Here is a 23,259-nt window from a genome sequence, read left to right as displayed (position 1 = left end):
ACTGAATATCCTATGAATAAAAAAGTATTTATTTTTGATGACAATATTGAAATTCTGGAGCTTTGCACAGAAATTCTCGAAGATCTTGGCCTGGAAGTGAAAACTTCGCCCACCACCAACAGTGTAGAAGAACAGGTCAGCAATTATATGCCCGACCTGATTTTCATGGACAATTGGCTGCCGGATATCAGCGGAATTGAAGCCACAAAGTTGATCAAAGCCAACGAAACACTGAAACACATTCCCGTGATCTATTTTTCAGCGAACAGCAACATCAGCGCACTGGCCAGTGAAGCCGGCGCAGACGAATTTCTTGCCAAGCCTTTCGATATCGATCTCTTCGAAAAAACAGTGAAGAAATATACCGGAGATTAAGTTGAAATTGAAATGAAGATGTAGTTTTCAATTTTAACTTTCACAAATAATCGTCATTTCGAATATCTATGCAAGCGAAGAATTTATGGAACAAAATTTCCATAACTTTTCCGGATCAATTGCAAGATTATAATGATGAAAAAAGAACCCAATTCCTTAAACGGTTTTATATTTAAAAAACATACGCCGGAAGAAATCTCTCACTTCGACCGGGTTTTTGATGTCTTCAAAGATCTTCTCACCCACACTTCCGGCGATATTGAAGAAGCTTTTGAATGGCTTGAAATGCTCGATAAGGAATATGACATCTTTACCAATGAATATACGCTGGCCGATTTCGAAGAAGACCTGAAAAAACGTGGCTATATCAAAGAAGAAAAAGAACCTGAAGAAGGAAACACCGGAACAGGAAAGGGCAAAAACGTTTTAACACCCAAGCTTGAAAAAGCTTTGCGCGAATTTGCCCTAGATCAGATTTTCGGTAAACTGAAAAAAACCGGCATCGGTAATCACCGTACCTCCAAAATCGGGGTTGGCGATGAACGTGATGGAGAAACCCGCAACTTTCAGTACGGCGACGATCTGAACACGGTAAACATGACCGAAAGCCTTAAAAATGCCCAGATCAACAATGGCATCGCCGACCTCAGGCTTACTGAAGATGATTTGGTGGTAGAGGAAACCCGTCACAAAGCCCAGATGAGTACTGTACTCATGATCGACATCAGCCATTCGATGATTCTCTACGGTGAAGACCGCATCACGCCCGCCAAAAAAGTAGCCATGGCATTGGTAGAACTCATCAAACGTAAATACCCAAAAGATTCGATTGATATCATAGTGTTTGGCAACGAAGCCTGGCCGATAAAAATAAAAGACCTTCCTTATTTAAACGTCGGCCCGTACCACACCAATACAGTTGCCGGACTTGAGCTGGCGATGGATATTCTGCGAAGAAAACGAAATACAAACAAACAGATCTTCATGATTACCGACGGCAAACCCAGCTGCATTAAACTGCCAACCGGCGAACTGTATACGAACAGTTTTGGCCTCGATGAGATGATTGTTTCCCAATGTCTGACTAAAGCAGCACAGGCCAGAAGACTGAAAATACCCATCACCACCTTTATGATCGCCCAGGATCCTTATCTCCGGAAATTTGTGGAGGCGTTTACCGCACAAAATAAAGGAAAAGCATTTCTTACCGGACTTTCTAATTTGGGAGAAATGATTTTTGAGGATTACGAAAGAAACAGAATCAGAAGACTTTGAGAGGATGGATACTGGATGCTGGATGACCGAAGTTCAGAAACATAAAAATTAGAAAGCTCTCATTACAATAATTATTACTTAACCGAAATGAAAAACGATATTACATTTAAAGAATTAAAAAATTCCGGCTATACCCATAAAACCATCAGTCAGGAAATCCAGGCAAACCTTATCGCGAAGATTAAAGCCAAAGAACCTGTATTTGAAGGGCTTTGGGGATATGAAGGCACCGTAATTCCGCAATTGAAGAAAGCCCTGCTCGCAGGTCACCACATTAATTTGCTTGGTTTGCGCGGGCAGGCAAAAACCCGTATTGCCAGAAGCATGGTGAGCCTTCTGGACGAATATATGCCGATTGTAAAAGGCTCTGAAATTAACGACAGTCCGTTTCAGCCTATCTCAAAAATGGCCCGCGACCTTATTGCCGAAATGGGCGATGAAACTCCTGTTTCCTGGGTTCACCGCAGCGACCGCTTCTTCGAAAAACTCGCCACGCCGGATGTAAACGTGGCAGATTTGATTGGTGATATCGATCCGATTAAGGCTGCGACGCTAAAATTACCTTATTCTGATGAACGGGTGCTGCATTACGGCATGATTCCAAGGGCGAACCGCTGCATCTTTGTTTTGAATGAATTACCGGATTTGCAGGCAAGAATTCAGGTTTCCCTTTTCAACATTCTACAGGAAGGTGATGTACAAATTCGCGGTTTCCAGCTCAGGATGCCACTTGACATACAGTTTCTGTTTACAGCCAATCCCGAAGATTACACAAACCGAGGCAGTATTGTAACTCCGCTCAAAGACAGAATCGGTTCTCAGATTTTCACGCATTACCCCAAAACCATCGCGCTGGCGCGGCAGATTACCGAGCAGGAAGCTCTGGTTTCCGCCGAAGATAAAGCACAGATTATGGTGCCCGGGTTGGCAAAAGACCTTTTGGAAGAAGTCGCCTTCGCAGCTCGTGAAAGCGAATATGTGGATGCGAAAAGTGGCGTAAGTGCACGGCTCACAATTTCTGCGATGGAAAATCTTATGGCTGCCGCAAAACTCCGCCTCATTGAATCGGATGTAGACAGAACCACTGTAAGACTTCTGGATTTCATGTCTATCATTCCTTCGATCACCGGAAAAATTGAACTGGTTTACGAAGGCGAACAGGAAGGCGCGGACCACGTCGCGAAACTGCTGATCGATCAGGCGGTAATGGTTCAGTTTGAACAGCTGTTCCCGCGCATCCCGAAACTGGAAAAAGAAGGCATTAAAACTCCGTACACGGATTTGATCCAGTGGTTCAACCAAAATACAGTAGAACTAAATTACACCGATACTGATGAAGAGTTTTATAACAAACTTGAAACCATAAAACCACTAACTGAATTTGTTAAGGAGTACGCCGATCAACTTGGCCACGAGGACCAGAACTTCAGTAAAGAACTGATTCTATGGGCACTTACCGTGAGTAAAAAACTGGACCGGCTTGAAAACCATCATAACTTTACTTTCGATTCAGCGGGAATTGGGAAATATTATAAAAATTAATTGATAAGAACTGAAGAACGTGATCAGGGATTTTCCGAAAGGTAATCCCTGATTTTATTTTTAGGAATTATATCCAGTAATTTTTTAACATCGATAATGCGGTGCTCGTCAATAATACTTTTCACTGCTTTTTCAGCATCAGGGTAGTTAACCAGACGCTCTAGAAGGCCATAAATATTGACCATCTTCTTATGCGTATTTTCCGCATCGCCACCAAACCAGGAGCCATTGAAATGATGACTCACATAATTTTTCGGCAGATCCTGAGAAAAATAAACGGACGGATAAAGCGTAACGCCATGTTTGAGATGCTGAACCGTATCGCTGAACCGGTCGGCACCGTAATTCTTCTCGAGCATTTCTGAAAAGATATCGGTGTTGATGCGCTCCTTGAAACCCTTCTGCCTGTCGTACCATTCTACAAAATCCTTTGCGAGCTGATGCTTTGGCTCGGCCATCCAAAATGCAGAATACGGAACACCTTTAACCTCGAAACCGCATACTGCCTTTTCGTTCAGGAATTCCTCGAGCGGGAGTTTCAGTTCCATATCCGTATCCATATAAATTCCACCATGTTCGTACATGACTTTGGATCGCACATAATCGGAAACAAATGCCCATTTGCCCTGCTCAAAAGCTTCTTTCACATAATTATTGTCTTGAAGCGGGGAATTGCTTTCGTTCCATTCTATAATTTCAAAATCAGGATGAATGCGCTTCCAGGAAGCAATGCAGTGTTCGGCCAGTTCATGTTTCGGCTGTCCGCCAAACCAGCAGTAGTGGATTTTTTTTGGAATCATAGAGATTTTGAATTTTAGTTTATAAATTTTAGATTCATTTTACTTAAGAGTTTCAGCAAAGACTACACCTAAATTTTATGAAGATGGAAATGAACAGTGATTACGAATTAAATACTACATTTATTCATTGAAAAAATCAACATCATGACACACGTGATTACCGTCTTTTTAGCTTTTTTTTATCTCAACATGAATGCACAGCCAACCGATTCCCGCTACCAGCCAAAGAAATATGTCGAACTCACGAACCCAGAATGGGTGAAAAATGCTACAGTCTATGAACTTAATATCCGTCAGTTTTCACCCGAAGGAAGCTTTAATGCAGTGGAAAAACAACTGCCACGGCTTAAAAAAATGGGTATTGACATTATCTGGCTGATGCCGGTACAGCCGATTGGCATCGTGAACAGAAAGGGAAGTCTGGGCAGTTACTATTCGGTAAAGGATTACCTGAAAGTAAATCCCGAATTTGGAACTGAAGCTGATTTCAGAAACCTTGTAAAGGAAATCCATGCCCAGGGAATGTACGTAATCCTGGATTGGGTGGCGAACCACAGCAGTTGGGATAACGCGCTGGCAACCGAACATCCCGAATGGTACAGCCGGGGAAGAAACCGAAAATTTCAGTCCACACCATGGCGCGATTACGATGACATCATCGATTTTGATTACAGCCAGCCGGGTTTAAGAAAATACATGACCGACGCCCTGAAATTCTGGGTAAAAGAATATGATATCGATGGCTACCGATGCGATGTGGCGAGTTTTGTTCCCATTGATTTCTGGGAAAATGCCCGTGCAGAACTCGAAACCATAAAACCGGTATTTATGCTGGCGGAAGCAGAAGACAAGGAACTTCACCGCAAAGCTTTCGATGCCACCTACAACTGGACGCTCTGGAATATCCTGCACCAGATCGCCATTAACAACAAAAGTGTAAAAACGCTGGGCGAAGCCTATATTGCAGAACATGTTTCCATTTTCCCGAAGGAGGGAATTAGAATGAATTTCATTGACAATCACGACAAAAATTCGTGGGAGGGAAACCAGTACAGCAATTTCGGACCGGCATTGAAATCCGCGATTGTGTTCACTGCGCTCATGGACGGGATGCCGCTCGTGTACAGCGGTCAGGAAGCGGGTCTGGACCGCTCTCTGAAGTTTTTCGACCGCGACCCTATAGAGTGGAAAAAACACGAAAACGAAGTGCTCTACACTACCCTTTTTAACCTGAAGCATCAAAATCAGGCGCTCTGGAACGGAATGCATGGCGGCGAAATGGTGAGAATTATGAACGATAAAATGGATCAGGTTATTTCTTTTGTGCGCGAGAAAAATGGTGACAAAGTAGTAGCCTTTATGAATTTGAGCAAAGACCCAGTGCAAGTGAATCTTGACACCCATTTTGATCAGGGAATGTACACCAATCTTTTCACCGGAAAACCGCAGGAAATAAAAGCTAACACCATTTTTTCGCTGGCACCGTGGGAATATGTGGTGCTGCACAACACGAAATAAACACATTTACCGTAGATCGGGAATTAAAATTATTCATGAAATATTTCATATGTATCTCAGGTCGGGTTGCGATTTCGTAGCTTAGCCGATTCAAATTTTACGTAAGCAATATGTCCACAGAAAAAAATACCGGTGAAAAAACCAGACTTCATATCCGCAACAAAAACCGCGACCTCTATGATCTGCAAGCGCTGAAGACTGCCGTTCCCGAACTTTCAAAACACATCAAACCCAATAAATACGGAAATGATTCCGTAGATTTTGCCAATCCCGAAGCAGTAAAGCTGCTGAATAAAGCCCTGCTGAACCATTACTACGGCATTAAAAACTGGGATTTCCCTTCAGAAAATCTTTGTCCACCAATTCCGGGCAGAGCAGATTACCTGCATTATATGGCAGATTTACTGAGCCAAAGCAATTTTGGGAGGATTCCGTCCGGAGAGAAAATTACGGCGCTGGATGTGGGCGTGGGTGCCAGCTGCATTTACCCGATCATTGGAGTCACTGAATACGGGTGGAGCTTCATCGGTTCCGATATCGACCCAAAATCGGTAGAAGCGGCAAAAAATATTGCAGCCTCGAACGAGTCATTAAAAGACCATATCGAAATCCGCCTTCAGGAAAATCCAGAACTGTTTTTCAAGGGCGTGCTCAAGGCTGATGAAAAAATTGATTTCACACTGTGCAATCCACCTTTTCATTCTTCTGCGGAGGAAGCTGAAAAAGGAACCCAAAGAAAGGTTCGGAATCTTACCGGCAAAAAGACTGCAGCGGCTGAACTCAATTTTGCGGGCATCAGCAACGAACTGATTTATCCCGGTGGCGAGATTGCCTTTATCCGCAACATGATCGCAGAAAGCAAGGATTTTAGCAAAAACTGCTATTGGTTTTCGACTTTGGTTTCGAAGGAATCGAACCTGAAAAAAATTTATAAACTTCTGGAAGAAGCCGATATTTTCCACCTGAAAACAATTCCATTAGGCACAGGCAACAAATCCAGCCGCATCATTGCATGGACGTTCCTGAACAAAAAGGAACAGCAGGACTGGCGCGAGAAGCATTGGGCAGATACAAAAGAAAAGAACCAGTAAAGTTCAGTTCAAAAAAAACCTCTTTTAAATGATTTAAAAGAGGTTTTTTTACCTGTAAATTAATCTACCATGGCCTCGCCGGCTTTTCTGTAGACAAAATTTCCGTAGATATGTCTTCTTGCAAAACGGCTTGGCGAATCAGCGTTCACCATTTTGATATAAGTATTTCTTGGAACGCCAATGTATTCGAACATTTTACCGTTCAGGTGCTGAATTTTCAGGATCTGCTTTTCATATTCAAAATCCTGAATGTTTGATTTGGAAGTAGTTTCGATGTATTCCTCTCTGTATTTTTCCTGTGTTTCCGGGTTGATGCTCACGAGAAAGTGGTATGCTTCAATCACCGATTTGCTTTTCTCTTCAGCCTCGAGTTTTCCTGCTTCATCATTCACAAATTTATCAGGATGCGCGTCTTTCATCGTGTTTCTGTAAATGGTTTTTAACTCTTTTAAAGTCGCGGTTTTGTCAACGCCAAGCAGTTTTCGGTGTTCGCCAATTCTTTTCATATCTGAATTTTTATCGATTTATAATTAACAAGAATGGCTACCGGAATGCTTTACATTTAACGACAGGTTCTTATCTGAATTTCGGGGTGCAAAATTAGGCTTTTAAAATTTAATGAAAAACTTAGGAAACTGATAGTGTGGAATAAGATTAAAAATCTTCCGCAAGCAAAATATTATCTTTGCTGAAATTTCTGAACAGATGTCGAACCCATGCTTTAAAAAACACCGGTCATAATGGAACATCCAACACAATGCTGGACGGTTTGTACAGAATGCGCCGGGCAAGGCAAAAAAAAGCAGCGCATCCGAAAAAGTGTAAGAATCCGGTACGAAAAAGCCCTGGAAGAATATGAAAAATCCGATGGAGCAATTCCCGAGCCTGTGCGTCCGCACGCCCATCTTTATCCCTGTGCTACCTGTTCCGGAACGGGACTGATTCCTGCGGAAGATTTTCCTGTTCCCGATTATGAAAAATTTCCTCATGTTGCGGTCATTGGCGGCGGAATTGGCGGAACTGCGCTTGCGGTTGCGTGTCTGCACCGCGGTATCCCTTTTACGCTTTATGAACGTGACCAGAGTTTCGGTGCGCGGTCTCAGGGATACGGTCTTACGCTTCAACAGGCCAGCAAGGCAATTCAAGGGTTCGGAATACAGAAACTGGAAAAAGGTGTGATATCTACACGACATTTGGTCCACACACCGGAGGGAAAAACAGTCGGCGAATGGGGAATGCGAAAATGGCTGGAAGGCAGCAACAAACCTTCTGCCAGGAAAACCAATGTACATATTGCCAGACAGGCGCTGCGTTCATCATTGATGGAACAGCTTGGCAACACAAATTCCATTAAATGGGGATACCAGCTGACCGGTTTTGAGGAAAATAAAGAGAACGGCATGAACCTCAGTTTTCTCGTCAACGGCGAAACGGTTGTGGAAAAAGCTGATCTCATTGTAGGGGCCGACGGAATCCGGAGCACCGTCCGGAGTCTTTTGATTGGAGATAAAATTTCTCCGCTGCGCTATCTGGACTGCATTGTTATTCTGGGCATCTGTCCGCTGAGGGCGGTTGGCCTTCCCCACCATTCTTTGCTGGATTCGGCGACGGTGTTTCAAACCGCCAACGGAAATGAAAGAATTTACATCATGCCTTATGATGCCGAATCGGTCATGTGGCAGCTGAGTTTTCCCATTCCTGAAGATGAAGCCAAAATCCTGAGTACAAAAGGCGCCAAAGCTCTTAAAGAAGAAGCCATGCGCAGAACACCCTGGCACAGTCCGGTTCCGAAAATTTTAGCAGCTACGGAAGAGAGATTCATTTCCGGCTATCCCGTTTACGACCGGGATTTACTCAGTTCCGAATCATTGGTGCGTGCAGGATCTGTTACTTTAATTGGTGATGCCGCGCATCCGATGAGTCCGTTTAAAGGTCAGGGTGCCAACCAGGCACTTCTGGATGCTCTGTCGCTGGCGCGTGAAATCTATAAAAAGTGCAGTACGGGAATCAACTGGCGGGAAAATGGGCTTCGGGAATATCTATTAAATCCCTTTGAAGCTGAAATGTTGGAACGCAGTGCGGTAAAAGTCAAAGATTCAGCTGCAGCGGCTGAGTTTCTGCACTCCGAAATTGCGCTGTATGAAGGCGACGAACCGCGGGGAAAAGTCCTGAAACGAAAAGAGCGCTGAATTTTCCACAGATTTGCAATCGGGCTGAAAATCCCCCTCTAAATCCGGCCCTAAAATTTCCTTCAAAAATCCTATCTTTGCCTCTTAAAATTTTTTAGAAGATGAATCCCTTTATTGAAGAACTGAAATGGCGCGGCCTGTATGCCGACATGATGCCCGGAACCGATGAACAACTGAATAAAGAAATGACTACGGCGTATATAGGCTTCGATCCTACGGCGGATTCTCTGCATATCGGAAGTCTGATTCCGATTAAAGTTCTGGCCCATTTTCAGCAGCACGGTCACAAACCTATCGCGTTGGTGGGTGGCGCCACGGGAATGATCGGCGATCCCTCCGGAAAATCTACTGAACGTAATGCGCTGGATGAAGAAACCCTGAACCATTATGTTTCGTGTCTGAAAACGCAGCTTTCAAAATTCTTAAATTTTGATGGAACTGAAAGCAACAGCGCAGAACTTGTGAACAATTACGACTGGATGAAGGAATTCTCTTTCCTTCAGTTCATCCGCGATATCGGCAAAAACATCACTGTAAACTACATGATGGCCAAAGAATCGGTGAAGAAAAGAATCACCGGTGAAGGCGGCGCAGAAGGAATGAGTTTCACTGAATTTACCTATCAGCTTTTACAGGGTTACGACTTCCTGCACCTGTATAAAGAGAAAAATGTAAAACTTCAGATGGGCGGTTCAGATCAGTGGGGAAATATCACCACCGGAACTGAACTGATCCGCAGAAAAGCAAAAGGTGAAGCATTTGCGCTGACTGTTCCTTTGATCACAAAAGCGGACGGATCCAAGTTTGGAAAATCTGAAAGTGGTGAAAATTACTGGCTCGATCCAAAAAGAACGTCGCCTTACAAGTTTTACCAGTTCTGGGTGAATTCCACCGACGCCGATGCTGAAAGATTCGTTAAGTTCTATACTTTTTTAAGCAAGGAAGAAATTGAAAATCTTATCGCAGAACATCAGGCCGCACCGCACGAAAGAAAACTTCAGAAAAAACTGGCTGAAGAAGTGACAATTTGGGTTCACAACCGCGAAGAATATGAAAAAGCAGTGAAGGCTTCGGAAATTCTTTTCGGAAGATCCACGGCTGAAGATTTGGTGAATCTGGATGAAGCGACTTTCTTGGAGGTTTTTGAAGGCGTTCCGCAAAAGGAAATCGCCAAAAGTGAAGTGGTTGGCAGCAATGTGATCGATTTAATTTCTGAAAAATCAGGCTTTCTGAAGTCAAAAGGAGAAGCCAGAAGAGAATTGTCCGGCAACGCAATTTCCATCAACAAAGACAAAGTAAACGACACTTTCGAAGTTGCGGAAAAAGATTTAATCGACGGAAAGTTTCTGCTTTTGCAGAAAGGCAAGAAAAATTACTTTATCGTGAAAGCGGTATAAAGCACAAATCCGGAAGAATCTTCCGGATTTTTTATTATTGATATAGCATTTATCTAAGGGTGCGCTGTTTTGCAGTGATTTGTTCTTTTTTAAATTCGTACTTTTACGCCTAAATTTTTTTTTAATGGTTATTATCATCTTTATTGCAGTCCTTTGGTACTCAGGACTTTTTTTTCAGACTTTTTTCCTGCACCGGTATGCTGCGCACCAGTCTTTTAAAATGTCGCGCTTCGGCGAAAAACTTTGTTATGTTCTTACCTGGCTCACCCAGGGATCGAATTATCTCTCCGCGTACGGATATGGCGTAATGCACCGCATGCACCACGCGTATGCCGACACCGAAAAAGATCCGCACTCCCCAAAATACGACCACAACCTTTTCACGATGATGTGGCGCACGAAATCGATTTACCAGCAGATCAACCAGCAGAAGGTAAAAATAGAGGAAAAATTTACGAAGAACGTTCCTCAGTGGGAAGGTTTTGATAGGTTTGCAAGCTCTTGGGGTTCCAGGCTTGCCTGGGCAGTTGCCTATACCGCATTTTTCTATTTCTTTGCAACGGCGTGGTGGCAGTGGATTCTGCTGCCGGTTGCGTACATGATGGCACCAATTCACGGCGTGATCATCAACTGGTTCGGACATATTTACGGCTACGTGAATTTTAAAGTTTCAGATACCTCTAAAAACCTGTTCCATTTCGACTGGCTGATGATGGGCGAAGGCTATCACAACAACCACCACAAGCACGGCGGAAGAGCAAATTTCGGTGGGGTAAGATGGCACGAAATCGATGTGACTTATCTGATTATGGTTTTACTGGATAAAATGAAACTGATCAGATTAAAACCTGTTGCTGTGGTAAAAAGAGAAATCTAAAGCCCAGCTTTACAAATATTGAACCGGATTTTATATCCGGTTTTTTTTGTGTTAATCTGAAAATGACTGATGAAAACAAAGGTCTTAAAATTCTGCCTCTTTTATTTTCCTATGTTTTATAATTTAGTTTTGATGTAAAATATTATGGACTGAAAGTAGAAGATAATCTTAAAATCACACTTCATTTATACACAAGAGAAGCTGAGATTCGCAAATATTTTCAGACCATCTTTAAGACAGATTTTTACATGGGTTCTACTTAAAATTTTGCCCGATACAAATGTAAAACAGGTGAATATATATTTAAAATTAATTAAAGTAAATTTTAGAATTTGATTATAAATAATTATTAATCAAATGTTAAAGCATCTTTTAATTAAAGTTTAACTTAATATGAAACATTTTCTATGATATTACAGAATATTATCTTATTCGGAGGATGAAAAATCGTTCTTACAGCAGCGATGGGAGCACATGTCAGAGCCAGATTAATAGTCCGCTCCGCCGCCGCAGAATTTGGAGAGCGCAGAAAGCCTGACGTGAAGCCAAAAGAAAAACCAACCCTTGTTGCTCCTGAAAAAATAGAATATCTTTGTTCTATGGATTTATCTTATCTGGTTCGCGAACCACAAAATATTACACCCGAAACGCCACTTTTAATTTTACTTCACGGATACGGAAGCAATGAACAGGATTTATTTTCTTTCGTCCCTACCCTGCCGGAAGATTGGCTCGTGGTGAGTTTCCGTGCACCGCTTGATTCACAGTACGAAGGTTACTCGTGGTACGACATCGACCTTATGAATACCGAAAACCGAATTGATGTTCCGCAAGCCAAAGCATCGCTCGACGGACTGCTGCAGAACATCATGAAGATTACCAATCATTACGGACTTACCGAAAATGAAACCCACCTCTGTGGCTTCTCCCAGGGTGGCATTCTTGCGTACGCCTTAGCGCTGCAAAACCCACTGCTGTTTTCGAAGGTGGCATGCATGAGCGCCTATCCGGAAGAAAAACTGATGGAGCACATGGTGAAAGATAAAAAGCAACTACAGCACCTTCGGTTTTTCATTTCCCACGGAACTGATGATGCAGTGATTCCATTGGAGTGGGGCCGTAAAGCGGCGGATCTCCTCTATGATTTAAGCTGTTATTTTACCTTCCGTGAATATATGAACGGGCACGGTGTGAACCAGAAAAATTATATGGATTTGATGGAATTCTTCAGAAAATAAACCATGAAATATTTTGTTTTCATCCTTCTGAATTTTGGAATTCTGAATGCGCAGGTAAAACTTGTCGTTACCACACCGGAAAACACGCCGGAAGATGCCAGAATTTTCATGGCTTCTTCACTTAACGGATGGAATCCTCAGGACCCGGCATTCGAACTGAAGAAAAGCAAAAACGGAACCTATGAAATTGAAATACCTGAACAGGCCGGAAAAGCAGAATATAAATTCACTTCAGGAAGCTGGGAAACCGCGGAAGGAAATAAAGAAGGAAAAGGAATTGAAAACAGAACTTTCACATTTACGGGAACACCGCAAACACTTGAAAACACCATACTTTCCTGGGCTGAACCTGAGCAGAAAAAGCATACCGCATCAAAAAACGTAAAAATCCTTAGTGAAAACTTCCCCGTTCCGCAACTCGGTACAACAAGGAAAATCTGGATCTATCTTCCTGAAGATTACGATGCCTCGAAGAAGAAATACCCTGTGATTTATATGCAAGACGGGCAAAACCTGTTCGATCAACTGACTTCCTTTTCAGGTGAATGGCAGGTAGATGAAACCATGGATGAGTTCTTCCTCGAAGGTAAAAAACAGGCCATTATTGTAGGCATCGACAATGGCGGTAGCGAAAGACTGAATGAATATTCGCCCTGGAAAAATGCAAAATACGGCGGCGGAAAAGGCGATCTGTACGCTGATTTTCTGGCACAAACCCTGAAACCTTATATCGATAAAAACTACAGAACGGCTTCTTCAGCAAAGAACACCGGATTAATCGGCTCTTCGATGGGCGGGTTGATTTCCTTCTACACAGGCCTGAAATATCCTGAGAAATTTGGGAAACTGGGCGTGTTCAGTCCGAGCTTCTGGTTTGCGAAGGAAGATTTGACTCTTTATCTAAATGAGTATTCAAAATCTTTAAAAAAGACCAAAATCTATCTTCTGGCGGGCAGAAAAGAGTCAGATGAAATGGTCACCGACATTGAAAAAGCAGTTCCGTTACTGATGAGCAAAGGAATTCGCAGGAAAAACATCAAAACGAAATTTGATGATTACGGAACCCATTCTGAAAATTACTGGGCAAAAGAGTTTCCGGAAGCTTACATTTGGCTATTTTCACTAAAATAAATACGCCATAAATTCCAAAACACTCACTACTTATGAAGTTGAGCGTTTCCAATTCTAAAAGATAGAAATCATATGCTTAACATCATATCACTGATGATTTCTAAATATTGTGTGTAAAATAGTAAATTAACGAAATTTAACGTTTATTCTCTTTTGTACCAGGGTTTTTAATTATATTTGCACTCCTTTAAAAACAAAAAACAGATAAATGAAGAAAATTTACTTCCTGCTTGGATGTACTGCATCCGTTATGGCAACCGCTCAGGTTGGTATCAATACTAGTGCACCCTCTACAACATTTGACGTTAGAAAATCCACTGTAAACACTGTTCCCGAAGGTGTACTTATCACTAGAATGTCTGGTGATGAACTGAAAGCAAAAGATGCCTTATATGGCAGCAGCCAACACTCAACACTGATTTATGCTACGGCAGTTCCGGGATCAGCGAGTACCAAGACTTCAAACATCAAAGCTCCGGGATTTTACTATTATGATAATGGTACTGGGAAATGGGAGGCTGTGATTAAGGAAGCTGTGACTCCAAAATTTTTCTACATGCCTTCAGTCCTTGTCAACACCACTACCTTGGGTGTAAAAACAATGGATCTCCATGCAGTTTATACCAGTCAGTTTACCAATCCACCGGTAAAAAGCACAGGTTCTGCAGGATCAATTCCCACTCTTGCAAAAGATAAACTGGAGTATTATATTACATATTATGACACTGCGTTGCTAAGAAATGTAACCATCGATGCCAATGGACTGATGAGTTATGAGGTATATGGCAATGCCAGCGACGCGAGTTTCATGAATATCGTATTTGTTGTAAGATAAGACAAGTGATGAAAAAAAATAAATTACTGTTACTGACAGGCATTCTGCTTGGCTGTAGTCTGAACAACGCACAGTTTACTATTACCAACAACTTCAGAACCAATGATTCCAGCGGGCTGAAATTGGGCGACAATGCCACGCTTACGGCAGCTTCCGGCGTAGATCCAAACGGTGAAGGCTGGTTACGGCTTACAAATGCTGCTACATATCAAAAAGGTTATATGTATATCCTGCAATCTTTTCCTACTGATTTGGGGGTCCTTGCGGATTTTGAGTACAAAGCATGGCGGTCCAGCAACGACGGATACAACGGAGCTGACGGATTTTCCGTATTCCTTTTCAATGGAAATGTAACCGAAGCTGAGTTTAAACTAGGCGGATTCGGCGGTTCACTGGGTTATGCTACCTACAACAATCCTGCAGGAACAACAGGCTTGAGTGGCGGTTATATCGGCGTTGGTTTTGATGAATATGGAAACTTTGCACGCGCAAATGAAAACAGAAATGGCGGAACGAATGTTGAAGTTCCCAACTCAGTCGTTTTAAGAGGTCCTACCTCTGCGACTTATAACCTGTCTAACCCTTATTTTGCTCATACAGCGCTCGGAGACCGAACAGGAACACTGGCTCAAATCAGAAACCGAAACGAAATCGATTATAACACTATTACACCCACCCGCCCTACCGACAATCAATTCTACCGCAGATTCCAGCTGGAAGTTAAAAGAGTTGGCGCCGATTATCAGGTAAACGTGAAGTGGAGAAAACAAGGGGAAACAACTTTCACCGAAATTATTACGCATACAATCAACAGCGCAACATATCCTATTCCGCCGACTTTAAAGGTGGGTTTCGCAGGTTCCACCGGCGGTGGTTACAACTTTCACGAAATCCGCAATATTTTGCTTACAACTCCTGGAAATATCCGCGTGGACAGCCGTTCTGATATGGCGATCTTATGTAATGACAAGAAAACACGGGTTACTCTAAATATTGAAGTGACAAATGATACACCCATTGCACTCAGCAATATTAATTTCAGCAATGAAATACAGAATTCCGCAGGAACACTGCTCAATACTTCGCAGTTTAAGATTACATCATTATCAACCACTGGATTTTCCGCGAGTAATCTACCCACCACATCATTCCCAACCAATAGAGTAAGCGGCAAAGTTGGCTTGCCGGCAAACCGGTCAGGAATTGTGACCATCACGGGAGAATATTATCCGAAAGCACTTAAAAACAATGAGAGTTTTAAAAGTGTAACTATTGTCGACACCTCGGAAGTTACCGACACTGACAATTCAAACAATTCAGCAACCTCAGTTATTGCGGTTAGAAAATGTAATTTTATTACTAACCCTTCACTCCCGAGCTATAATAAATAGAAAAAACCTGCTGACAGTAACGAACGCACCTCATAGAAGTGCGTTCGTTTTATTTTAATCGAAGTTGTTCGGATGAATCTGCCGTATATCTTCTACCGTTCCCAATACTTTATCTTTCAAAGAATTCTGATAATGCTCTAATTTTCCAGAAACATTCTCATCTGAAGTTCCGATGATTTTAGCGGCTAAAATGCCGGCATTGGTCGCGCCATTCAGTGCTACGGTAGCTACAGGAATTCCCGACGGCATCTGCAAAATAGAAAGTACAGAATCCCAACCGTCTATTGAATTGGAAGATAAAATAGGAACGCCAATCACAGGTAAAGTGGTACAACTAGCCACCATTCCCGGTAAATGGGCTGCGCCACCAGCTCCGGCGACGATGACTTTCAGGCCACGGGATTTTGCCGTTTTTGCGTAATCAAACATCCTTTCCGGAGTTCTGTGTGCTGAAACTATCGTTAATTCATAGGGAATTTCGAGTGATTTTAGAAAATCCGCTGCCTGTTGCATAACGGGCAAATCGCTTTGGCTGCCCATGATAATTCCGATCATTTTTTACTTTTTTTGAAGTTTTAAAGATAAGAATTTTATAATAACAATTCTTCCTCCGACCCGTAAAAGCAGCAAAAAAGCGTACTTTTGCACTGTGAAATTTCCCAAAGACCCCAAACTCATTATTGCTATTTTAACCGTTGCCATCGTTTGGGGAACCACTTTTCTCGGCATCCGTATTGCGGTGGAAACTATTCCGCCCTGGTTTGTTGCGGGAATCCGACAGGTCATCGCGGCCGGATTATTATTTATCATTCTGCTGTTTTCAAAACAACTTCGATGGATCGGGTGGAAAAATCTAAGAATTCAAATCATTTTTTCCGTACTGATGCTGATTGTAGCCAACGGAATGACGACCGTTGCAGAAGAGCATCTTTCGAGCAGTTTGGCTTCTTTAATCAGCGCCACTTCTCCGCTTCTTGTATTTCTGGGAAGCATATTTTTTGGTCTTCAGAAATTTACATACCGTTCTTTACTGGGAATATTAATGGGCTTCAGCGGGATTCTTCTGATTTTTAAAGATGGTATTCAGGATTTACTGAATCCGGATTACCGCATGGGCGTCATCTTTATTTTTATTGCCATCTGCGGTTGGGCTTTGGGATCAATTCTAACCAAAAAAATGAAACTTCAGCATCAGAATATTTCGTTGAACCTCTTTTATCAGTTTGCTTTTGCGGGAATAGCGCAGATTGCATTGGCTTTTATGCTGTCTGATAAAATTGAGGTGAATTCCTGGTCGTTCAAAAGCATCGCAGCAACCGTTTATCTTGCGGTTTTTGGCTCTGTAGCGGCTTATTTTGCGTTTCACTTTGCTTTAAAGAAGATTTCGCCAACCCAGGTTTCCCTGCTTTCTTATGTAAATACAGTGATTGCAATATTTTTGGGATGGCTGATTCTGGATGAAGAAATTTCGGCAGCATTTATTACCGCCACTGCGCTTATTATCTGCGGCGTTTTTATCACCAATTACCAGAAGGGAATGTTCCGGAGGAGAAAACAAAGCATTGATTAACCCTGGATATATTCTTTCAGCTGTTTAATGACTTCTTTCTGATCAATTACTTTTTCGCGGATGACATCGGTATCGAAATAATACCGTTCATTTTACCCTCTTCCATCACCGGCAGATAGCGCACATTGTGATCGGCCATCAGTTGCATACAGTGATTCAGGGTGTCGAGCGGTTTAATTTCAGGAAGATTTACCGACATTACTTCCTTCACCTTTGTTTCTGAAGAATGCCGGTTTTTAAGAATAACATTGCGGGAATAATCTCTTTCGGTAAAAATACCATGATAAGTGTCGGCATCGTTTACCACCACTGCACCAACATTTCTGTCAGCCATGAGCTGTAACGCTTCCAGAACGGTCTGTTCCGGATTCACGCTGACGAACGAATTCCCCTTGCGGGCCAAAACTGTTGCTATATTACTCATAATCAAATATTTTGTATTAAAGTTATTACAAAATATTTAATTAAAAAATACAATTTTAAACGAAACGCTTAATGCCCGGAAACGACCTTCACAAGTGATTTTACGTGAATGAGTTTTTCTAAAAGTTCTTTTCGTGAGTTTGCCAGAATATTAATGTGACCCATTTTCCTTCCGGGTTTGGTTGCTGTTTTTCCGTAAAGATGAACGTAGGTTTTGGGTAATTTCAGTACTTCATCCAATCCTTCATACTTTACTTTTCCCGAGAAATTTTCTTCACCTACCAGATTCAGCATTCCTGAAAATCCGAAAGCATCGGTATCCGCGAGCGGAAGATTTTTTAAAACGCGGTAAAGCTGTTCGAACTGTGAATTTGAGTTTCCTTCCTGCGTCTGATGGCCCGAATTGTGCAGTCTCGGCGCGGTTTCATTTACCCAAACCTCATCTTTCTTATCGAGGAAAAGTTCAATGGCAAAAAGTCCCGGAGAATTAGCCGCCTTGATGAATTTCTTCACGATTTGCTGAATTTGTTGCTCTACATGTTCTGAAATATGCGCCGGACAGATATTAAAATCCAGAAGATTAAGTTTGGGATCCGCCACCATTTCAGTGACCGGAAAAGTTTTGGTTTCACCGTTTTCGTTGATGGCAACAATTACAGAAAGTTCTTTTTCGATATCAACCAGACTTTCCAAAACCGAAGGCACGTTCCACAATTTTTTCAGATCTTCATCGGTTCTGATGACCTGTACGCCTTTACCGTCGTAACCACCGGCATTCATTTTCTGCACGAAAGGCAGCGGAAAATTCGCTTCGGATGTATTCTGGATAATCTGAAATTCCGGACTTGGAATATCGTGTTTTAGATAAAATTCTTTCTGGAGAATTTTTTGCTGGATAATCTGAATGATTTCGGGACTTGGAATTACCTTAATACCACATTCGCGGAGTTCGTAAAGCGCATCAACATTCACATGCTCGATCTCGATGGACACTACATCCTTCCCTTTCCCGAAATTGAACACCGTATCGAAATCATCGAAATTTCCCTCGGTAAAGTTAGATATTGCATGGCAGGGCGCATCTTTGGCAGGATCGAGGGTAAACCATTCGTCATCATATTTTAATGCTTCCTGAATAAGCATCCGGCCCAACTGTCCGCCACCGAGAATTCCGATTTTCATATTTTCACTTTTTTCTTTATTGATTTATATTCCTTCCCGTGAGGTGGGGAGTTCACAAAATTACGAAAAGCAATTCTTAGGGCATAAAAATGGCTTAATTATTTAATTGAAAAGTATGCAGAATAATACTTTTTAGTTTTACTTTGTATGAAATAAACTATGGAAATATTTCTCGCTATTTTGTCGGTATTGCTTATTATTCTGAGCATTCTTCCGTTTTTCAGGAGCCAGCACTGGGTTTTCCGTGTCCCGGAATTCATGAAGATTCAGATTCTTGTACTGCAGGGAATCTCATTTTCATCGTCAATTATTTTTGCTGAAAAAAACTTTTGGATGTGGCTCTTAAATGCCGCGCAGTTTATCTTGATTCTCTATCACCTTTATATTTTAATCCGCTACACCAAATTTTACAAAAAGAAAGAAGTAAAAAAGGATTCTACTGCTTCGGCGACGGTTAAAGTCATTTCGGTGAATGTTTATCAGTTCAATAAAAATTTCCAAAAACTGCATCAACTTATAGCGAAATACAGTCCCGACATTTTCATCACGATGGAAAGCAACGCTGATTGGGAACAGGCCAACCGCAAACTTGAAAAAAACTATCCTTACACAGAAAAGGTAACCCTGGAAAACACCTATGGAATGCATCTTTATTCTAAAATTCCGTTTGTAGAATCTACTGTACATTTTTTTGTAGCAGATGATGTTCCAAGCATCGAAGCACGGTTTCAGACCGCTGACGGACATGATTTTGTGGTTTTTGCCGTACATCCACCGCCGCCAAGTCCTACGGAAGAAACCACTTCGAAAGAGCGCGACGGTGATTTGCTGTGTGTGGCTAAAAAAATTAAAGAAAACCAGATTCCGTCTTTGGTAATCGGCGATTTCAACACGGTAGCGTGGTCGGTAACTTCCATTCTTTTCCGTAAAACCAGTGAACTGATTGATGCGCGTGTAGGAAGAGGGATTTTAGCAACATTCCATGCGAAATACTGGTTTTTCCGGGTTCCGCTGGATTTGCTTTTCCACTCACCAGAAATTTTTGTCGAGAAACTCGAAACTTTGGAACACATCGGTTCCGACCACTTCCCTATTCTCTGCCAATTTCACATTAATCTTTACGACACCAAACAGGAAGAGGAAGTAAAAACCCTGAAACCTGCAGATGAAATAGTTGTGGAAGAACTGATTGAGGAAGGCATAAAAGAAGAATCAGATAACCGCGAAGAGATCGCAAAAGAATAAGCTTATTCTAAATTTTATCGATTTTAAGATATTTGAGTTTGATGAAATTCTTCTGCTCAATTTCACCAGACTTTTCCAGAACCAATGAATATTTTTCCCTCATTTCCTGAGGCAGAAGATCATTTACTTTGAAAATATCATCAACATCAACGCCGTGTTTATCGTCAACATGGCTTACCGCACCTGGGAATCCCATCGTTTTATAAAATTCGGTCTGCTTTGATCTTTTGATGACCTCCGACATTTTTTTGCCCACCATCAAATGCTGTTCATGAAATTCCTCGAAAAAACCGGCTTTATAGCCGCCAAGATTGATGAAAAATAAATGATTTTCCGATTTCTCACTGCCTTTTTCCACAATTTTAATTTCGTAGCCATCGACAAATTTCACTTCCTGATAAGCATCAAGATGAAGATCGCTGCCCGCTTCCGGCCAGAACTCTTTAATAGCAGGCGCTAAATCTTTAAGCTTTTTAGCGATGCCAAAAAACACATCATGCTGCTCAATCGTTCTGCCATGGACTGAAGCGCCGAGAAGGATATAAAACAATTTCATCTTTTAAGCTTCGTAAAATTCCAGCGGCAAAGCATCGGGATCCTGGGTGAAAAAAAATTTCCGGTCTGTAAATTCATCCACGCGGATTTCCTCACATACCAAACCTTTTTTCATGAGTTCATCGCGCTTTTCCTCCACATTCTTCACAGAAAAAGCTAAATGACGCAACCCGCAGCTTTCGGGGCGTGAAGGTCTTGGCTGTGGATTGGGAAATGAAAAAAGTTCAATCACATAATGCTCACCAATTCCCAGATCGAGTTTGTAGGAATCCCGCTCTGCACGGTAAACTTCGCGTAAAATCTGAAGCCCTAAAATTTCGGTATAAAATTCTTTCGAGACCTGATAATCGGAACAGATGATGGCGATATGGTGAATTTTCATATTAAAGATTTATTTAAAACTGAGATTTTTCAGGATGGCCTCCGACTTCAGTTCGGTTTCGCGCCATTCTTTTTCGGGTGAACTCTCAGATGTAATTCCACCACCAACATAAACTAAAGCTGCATTCCTAAAGAATTCGGCGCAGCGAAGATTTACAAAATACTGAACATTTTCTTCGGTTTCGACTTTAATATAACCGGCATAGAAATTTCTTGGATGCGGTTCAAAATTTTCGATTGTATTTCTGCACATTTCCTTTGGAATTCCACATACCGCAGGCGTAGGATGAAGTTCTGAAATAATCTTTTCGAGATTTTCCTCTTCTATTTTCGCGTTGAAATCTGTACGCAGATGTTTGATGTTTCCGGAAATATGGTCGTAAGTGTCGCTTTTATGAACTTCAGAAGCATAATTTTTCAGCGTATTAGAGATAAAAACTGTTACCGGTTTTTGTTCTTCAATTTCCTTATCTGTCCACTTTTCGTCCACAGGTATCGTTCCGGCAAGACTCATGGTTTGAAACTCCGACGTTCTTTTATCAAATTTTCCTAATAATTCTGAAAAAGCGCCCAGCCAGCATTTTCCGTCTTTAATAAAAAAATACACAAAAGCGTTTTTGTAGGCTTCGCAAAGATTAAGAAATGTTTGGGAAAGACTGAGTTTTGAACCGTTGAATTCTACCAGTTTTCTTCTGGAAATTACCAGTTTGGAAAGTTGATTTTCTTTAATGAAGTCCATTACATTCAATAACGTCTTCTGATACTCTTCCGATGTTTCCTCTTTAAAATCAAGGAGTTCCATTTTCAATTCATCATTAAAGACTTCATGATTTAAAAAATAATTTACTGATATTGCTTTGATATTTCCTTTAAAATCTAATTTTTCTGACTGATCGAATGACAGAAAAGACACTGCCTCAGAAGCCGAAGTTTCGCCGATAGTGTAAATAATTTCGGAAAAAGGAAATCTAAAGAAAATCATTTTTATCTGGGACGTGGAATGATATTATTGGTCATGGTAGTGTGATTGATCAGGTTACCATGTTCGTCGCGGATATCGATTTCGGAGACATGCATGGTGTTTCCTTTGCGGATAAATCTCGCAGTTCCGGTGACCATTCCGTCTTTTTTGCTGCGTAAATGATTGGAATTGATATTGGTTCCCACAGGCACCACTTTCTCCGTATCTACGTGCAAAACAGAAAGACAGGAGCCAAGCGTTTCGGCCAGAACACAGTTTGCACCGCCGTGAAGAATGCCGAAAGGCTGATGAACTCTTGGCGTTACGGGCATAGTGGCAGTAAGGGTATCATCGGTTACATCAGTGAAAATAATTCCCAGTGTTTTACCTAAATTATCGCCGCCCCAATTGTTGAGCCTGTGCAGAATTCCGTTCTTTTTATCTTCGGTCATTATTTTGCTATTTAATAAATTTTTGGATTCCATTTTTCAGGATATTTGGGTGTAATTTTTTTGTAATAATCTTCCATTTCCTGCATAATATCTTCGAAAGAGCGGGTTTCGAGATCTTTCACCGAAATTTCATAGCCCAAATGAATCTGTTTCGTTCTGAAATCGCCTGCTGCCACAATAATCGGAACTTTTGCCGCCATCGCCATGTGATAAAAGCCTTTGCGCCATTTCGGCACCCAGCTTCTTGTTCCTTCCGGGGTAATCACCAGACTGAAATCTTCTTTTTTGAACTGATCAACCACAAATTTCACGAGGTCGTTTTTCTGGGAACGGTCGATCCCAATTCCGCCCAGCGCTTTTACCACTCCGCCGTACCAGGCTTTTGTGTGCTGATCTTTGATAATGATTTTCAACGGTTTATCGAGTGCCCAATAGGCAAGATTGCCAAGAAGATATTCCTGATTGGAAGTATGTGGTGCAACGACAAGAATACAACGGTTAAGATTATTTACATCGCCTTCGAGAACAATTTTCCAGCCGATAAGTTTCAGGATGAGTTTTCCGATGAGTTTTTTCATATCAATTGATTCCGGGAAAGGAATTTAATTTTACTGTTTCTTATTAAACAAAAAAGTATAACCAAAGGTATTGGTTATACTTTACAAATATATTGAATTAAAATTCTTACTAAAATAAACTGCTAACGAAATCAATGATTCTCATTGCGATTTCTAAAACGAACTGTACCATGATTGAGGTTTTTGAGTGTGATTACTAACTTGATTAAATTCGCGTTACGAAATTAGTATTTTTTTTAATGAAAATACCAAT

Annotated in this window: 24 protein-coding genes; 14 read left to right on the top strand and 10 right to left on the bottom strand. The window is 41.6% G+C overall.

The window, feature by feature from the left end; genetic code table 11:
- Window positions 1–12 precede the first annotated feature (12 nt).
- From CDW55_RS11600 to CDW55_RS11590, 3 genes are all read left to right on the top strand, one after another.
- The gene (locus CDW55_RS11600) at window positions 13–375 is read left to right on the top strand and encodes a response regulator (protein WP_088470025.1); all 363 of its coding nucleotides are present in this window, start codon (window positions 13–15) and stop codon (window positions 373–375) included.
- A 135-nt stretch (window positions 376–510) separates the two neighbouring features.
- On the top strand, window positions 511–1,650 hold the full coding sequence (locus CDW55_RS11595) for a vWA domain-containing protein (protein WP_088470024.1): 1,140 nt from the start codon (window positions 511–513) through the stop codon (window positions 1,648–1,650).
- 87 nt (window positions 1,651–1,737) lie between these two features.
- The gene (locus CDW55_RS11590; protein ID WP_088469937.1) at window positions 1,738–3,192 is read left to right on the top strand and encodes a sigma 54-interacting transcriptional regulator; all 1,455 of its coding nucleotides are present in this window, start codon (window positions 1,738–1,740) and stop codon (window positions 3,190–3,192) included.
- Window positions 3,193–3,215: 23 nt separating this feature from the next.
- Here CDW55_RS11590 and CDW55_RS11585 read toward each other — a convergent pair whose 3' ends face one another.
- On the bottom strand, window positions 3,216–3,998 hold the full coding sequence (locus CDW55_RS11585) for a glycosyltransferase family 32 protein (RefSeq protein ID WP_262484633.1): 783 nt from the start codon (window positions 3,996–3,998) through the stop codon (window positions 3,216–3,218).
- Between the two features lie 138 nt (window positions 3,999–4,136).
- Between CDW55_RS11585 and CDW55_RS11580 the strand changes: the two genes are divergently transcribed.
- Together CDW55_RS11580 and rlmF are read left to right on the top strand one after the other, a co-directional pair.
- Window positions 4,137–5,510 (top strand): alpha-amylase family glycosyl hydrolase, encoded by a 1,374-nt coding sequence (locus CDW55_RS11580; RefSeq protein WP_088469935.1) that lies wholly within the window; start codon window positions 4,137–4,139, stop codon window positions 5,508–5,510.
- A gap of 110 nt (window positions 5,511–5,620) precedes the next feature.
- Window positions 5,621–6,601: a 23S rRNA (adenine(1618)-N(6))-methyltransferase RlmF gene (gene rlmF, locus CDW55_RS11575; RefSeq protein WP_088469934.1), complete on the top strand. Its 981-nt coding sequence runs from the start codon at window positions 5,621–5,623 to the stop codon at window positions 6,599–6,601.
- Between the two features lie 59 nt (window positions 6,602–6,660).
- Here rlmF and CDW55_RS11570 read toward each other — a convergent pair whose 3' ends face one another.
- A complete protein-coding gene (locus CDW55_RS11570; RefSeq protein WP_088469933.1) occupies window positions 6,661–7,107 on the bottom strand; it encodes a KTSC domain-containing protein in 447 nt (148 codons plus the stop codon).
- A 234-nt stretch (window positions 7,108–7,341) separates the two neighbouring features.
- On the opposite strand from CDW55_RS11570, the gene CDW55_RS11565 reads away from it, so the two are divergent.
- From CDW55_RS11565 to CDW55_RS11535, 7 genes are all read left to right on the top strand, one after another.
- Window positions 7,342–8,790 carry an FAD-dependent oxidoreductase gene (locus CDW55_RS11565; protein WP_088469932.1) on the top strand — a complete coding sequence of 483 codons (1,449 nt, stop codon included), beginning with the start codon at window positions 7,342–7,344 and terminating at the stop codon, window positions 8,788–8,790.
- A gap of 101 nt (window positions 8,791–8,891) precedes the next feature.
- Window positions 8,892–10,187, top strand: a complete 1,296-nt coding sequence (gene tyrS, locus CDW55_RS11560) for a tyrosine--tRNA ligase (RefSeq protein WP_088469931.1) — start codon at window positions 8,892–8,894, stop codon at window positions 10,185–10,187.
- A gap of 124 nt (window positions 10,188–10,311) precedes the next feature.
- Window positions 10,312–11,064 carry an acyl-CoA desaturase gene (locus CDW55_RS11555; RefSeq protein ID WP_088469930.1) on the top strand — a complete coding sequence of 251 codons (753 nt, stop codon included), beginning with the start codon at window positions 10,312–10,314 and terminating at the stop codon, window positions 11,062–11,064.
- A gap of 599 nt (window positions 11,065–11,663) precedes the next feature.
- The gene (locus CDW55_RS11550; protein ID WP_088470023.1) at window positions 11,664–12,302 is read left to right on the top strand and encodes an alpha/beta hydrolase; all 639 of its coding nucleotides are present in this window, start codon (window positions 11,664–11,666) and stop codon (window positions 12,300–12,302) included.
- Window positions 12,303–12,305: 3 nt separating this feature from the next.
- The gene (locus CDW55_RS11545; RefSeq protein ID WP_088469929.1) at window positions 12,306–13,433 is read left to right on the top strand and encodes an alpha/beta hydrolase; all 1,128 of its coding nucleotides are present in this window, start codon (window positions 12,306–12,308) and stop codon (window positions 13,431–13,433) included.
- 208 nt (window positions 13,434–13,641) lie between these two features.
- Window positions 13,642–14,268, top strand: a complete 627-nt coding sequence (locus tag CDW55_RS11540; RefSeq protein WP_088469928.1) for a hypothetical protein — start codon at window positions 13,642–13,644, stop codon at window positions 14,266–14,268.
- 8 nt (window positions 14,269–14,276) lie between these two features.
- A complete protein-coding gene (locus tag CDW55_RS11535; protein WP_088469927.1) occupies window positions 14,277–15,659 on the top strand; it encodes a lectin-like domain-containing protein in 1,383 nt (460 codons plus the stop codon).
- Between the two features lie 54 nt (window positions 15,660–15,713).
- Here the strand turns inward: CDW55_RS11535 and purE are convergent, their stop codons facing one another.
- Window positions 15,714–16,214, bottom strand: a complete 501-nt coding sequence (gene purE / locus CDW55_RS11530; protein WP_088469926.1) for a 5-(carboxyamino)imidazole ribonucleotide mutase — start codon at window positions 16,212–16,214, stop codon at window positions 15,714–15,716.
- Between the two features lie 94 nt (window positions 16,215–16,308).
- On the opposite strand from purE, the gene CDW55_RS11525 reads away from it, so the two are divergent.
- On the top strand, window positions 16,309–17,229 hold the full coding sequence (locus tag CDW55_RS11525) for a DMT family transporter (RefSeq protein ID WP_088469925.1): 921 nt from the start codon (window positions 16,309–16,311) through the stop codon (window positions 17,227–17,229).
- 46 nt (window positions 17,230–17,275) lie between these two features.
- Here CDW55_RS11525 and CDW55_RS11520 read toward each other — a convergent pair whose 3' ends face one another.
- A complete protein-coding gene (locus CDW55_RS11520) occupies window positions 17,276–17,653 on the bottom strand; it encodes a CBS domain-containing protein (RefSeq protein ID WP_228399648.1) in 378 nt (125 codons plus the stop codon).
- Window positions 17,654–17,721: 68 nt separating this feature from the next.
- Window positions 17,722–18,834 (bottom strand): 5-(carboxyamino)imidazole ribonucleotide synthase, encoded by a 1,113-nt coding sequence (locus CDW55_RS11515; RefSeq protein WP_088469924.1) that lies wholly within the window; start codon window positions 18,832–18,834, stop codon window positions 17,722–17,724.
- 159 nt (window positions 18,835–18,993) lie between these two features.
- Between CDW55_RS11515 and CDW55_RS11510 the strand changes: the two genes are divergently transcribed.
- Window positions 18,994–20,079 carry an endonuclease/exonuclease/phosphatase family protein gene (locus CDW55_RS11510; RefSeq protein WP_088469923.1) on the top strand — a complete coding sequence of 362 codons (1,086 nt, stop codon included), beginning with the start codon at window positions 18,994–18,996 and terminating at the stop codon, window positions 20,077–20,079.
- 7 nt (window positions 20,080–20,086) lie between these two features.
- Here the strand turns inward: CDW55_RS11510 and CDW55_RS11505 are convergent, their stop codons facing one another.
- Genes CDW55_RS11505 through CDW55_RS11485 form a run of 5 tightly spaced genes read right to left on the bottom strand, consistent with a single transcriptional unit; the run spans window position 20,087 to window position 23,006 of the window.
- Window positions 20,087–20,635 (bottom strand): DUF1543 domain-containing protein, encoded by a 549-nt coding sequence (locus CDW55_RS11505; protein WP_088469922.1) that lies wholly within the window; start codon window positions 20,633–20,635, stop codon window positions 20,087–20,089.
- 3 nt (window positions 20,636–20,638) lie between these two features.
- Window positions 20,639–21,016: a VOC family protein gene (locus tag CDW55_RS11500; protein WP_088469921.1), complete on the bottom strand. Its 378-nt coding sequence runs from the start codon at window positions 21,014–21,016 to the stop codon at window positions 20,639–20,641.
- Window positions 21,017–21,025: 9 nt separating this feature from the next.
- Window positions 21,026–21,997 carry a chorismate-binding protein gene (locus CDW55_RS11495; RefSeq protein ID WP_088469920.1) on the bottom strand — a complete coding sequence of 324 codons (972 nt, stop codon included), beginning with the start codon at window positions 21,995–21,997 and terminating at the stop codon, window positions 21,026–21,028.
- Between the two features lie 2 nt (window positions 21,998–21,999).
- A complete protein-coding gene (locus CDW55_RS11490) occupies window positions 22,000–22,428 on the bottom strand; it encodes a PaaI family thioesterase (protein ID WP_088470022.1) in 429 nt (142 codons plus the stop codon).
- A gap of 11 nt (window positions 22,429–22,439) precedes the next feature.
- Entirely contained in the window at window positions 22,440–23,006 is a 567-nt protein-coding gene (locus tag CDW55_RS11485) for a 1-acyl-sn-glycerol-3-phosphate acyltransferase (RefSeq protein WP_088469919.1), read from the bottom strand.
- Window positions 23,007–23,259: the final 253 nt, after the last annotated feature.

This window comes from Chryseobacterium sp. VAUSW3 (assembly GCF_002205795.1).
Classification (GTDB): Bacteria; Bacteroidota; Bacteroidia; order Flavobacteriales; family Weeksellaceae; genus Kaistella; species Kaistella yananensis.
Note: the sequence above shows the minus strand (reverse complement) of the source record. Positions and strands in the feature narration are given on the sequence as shown.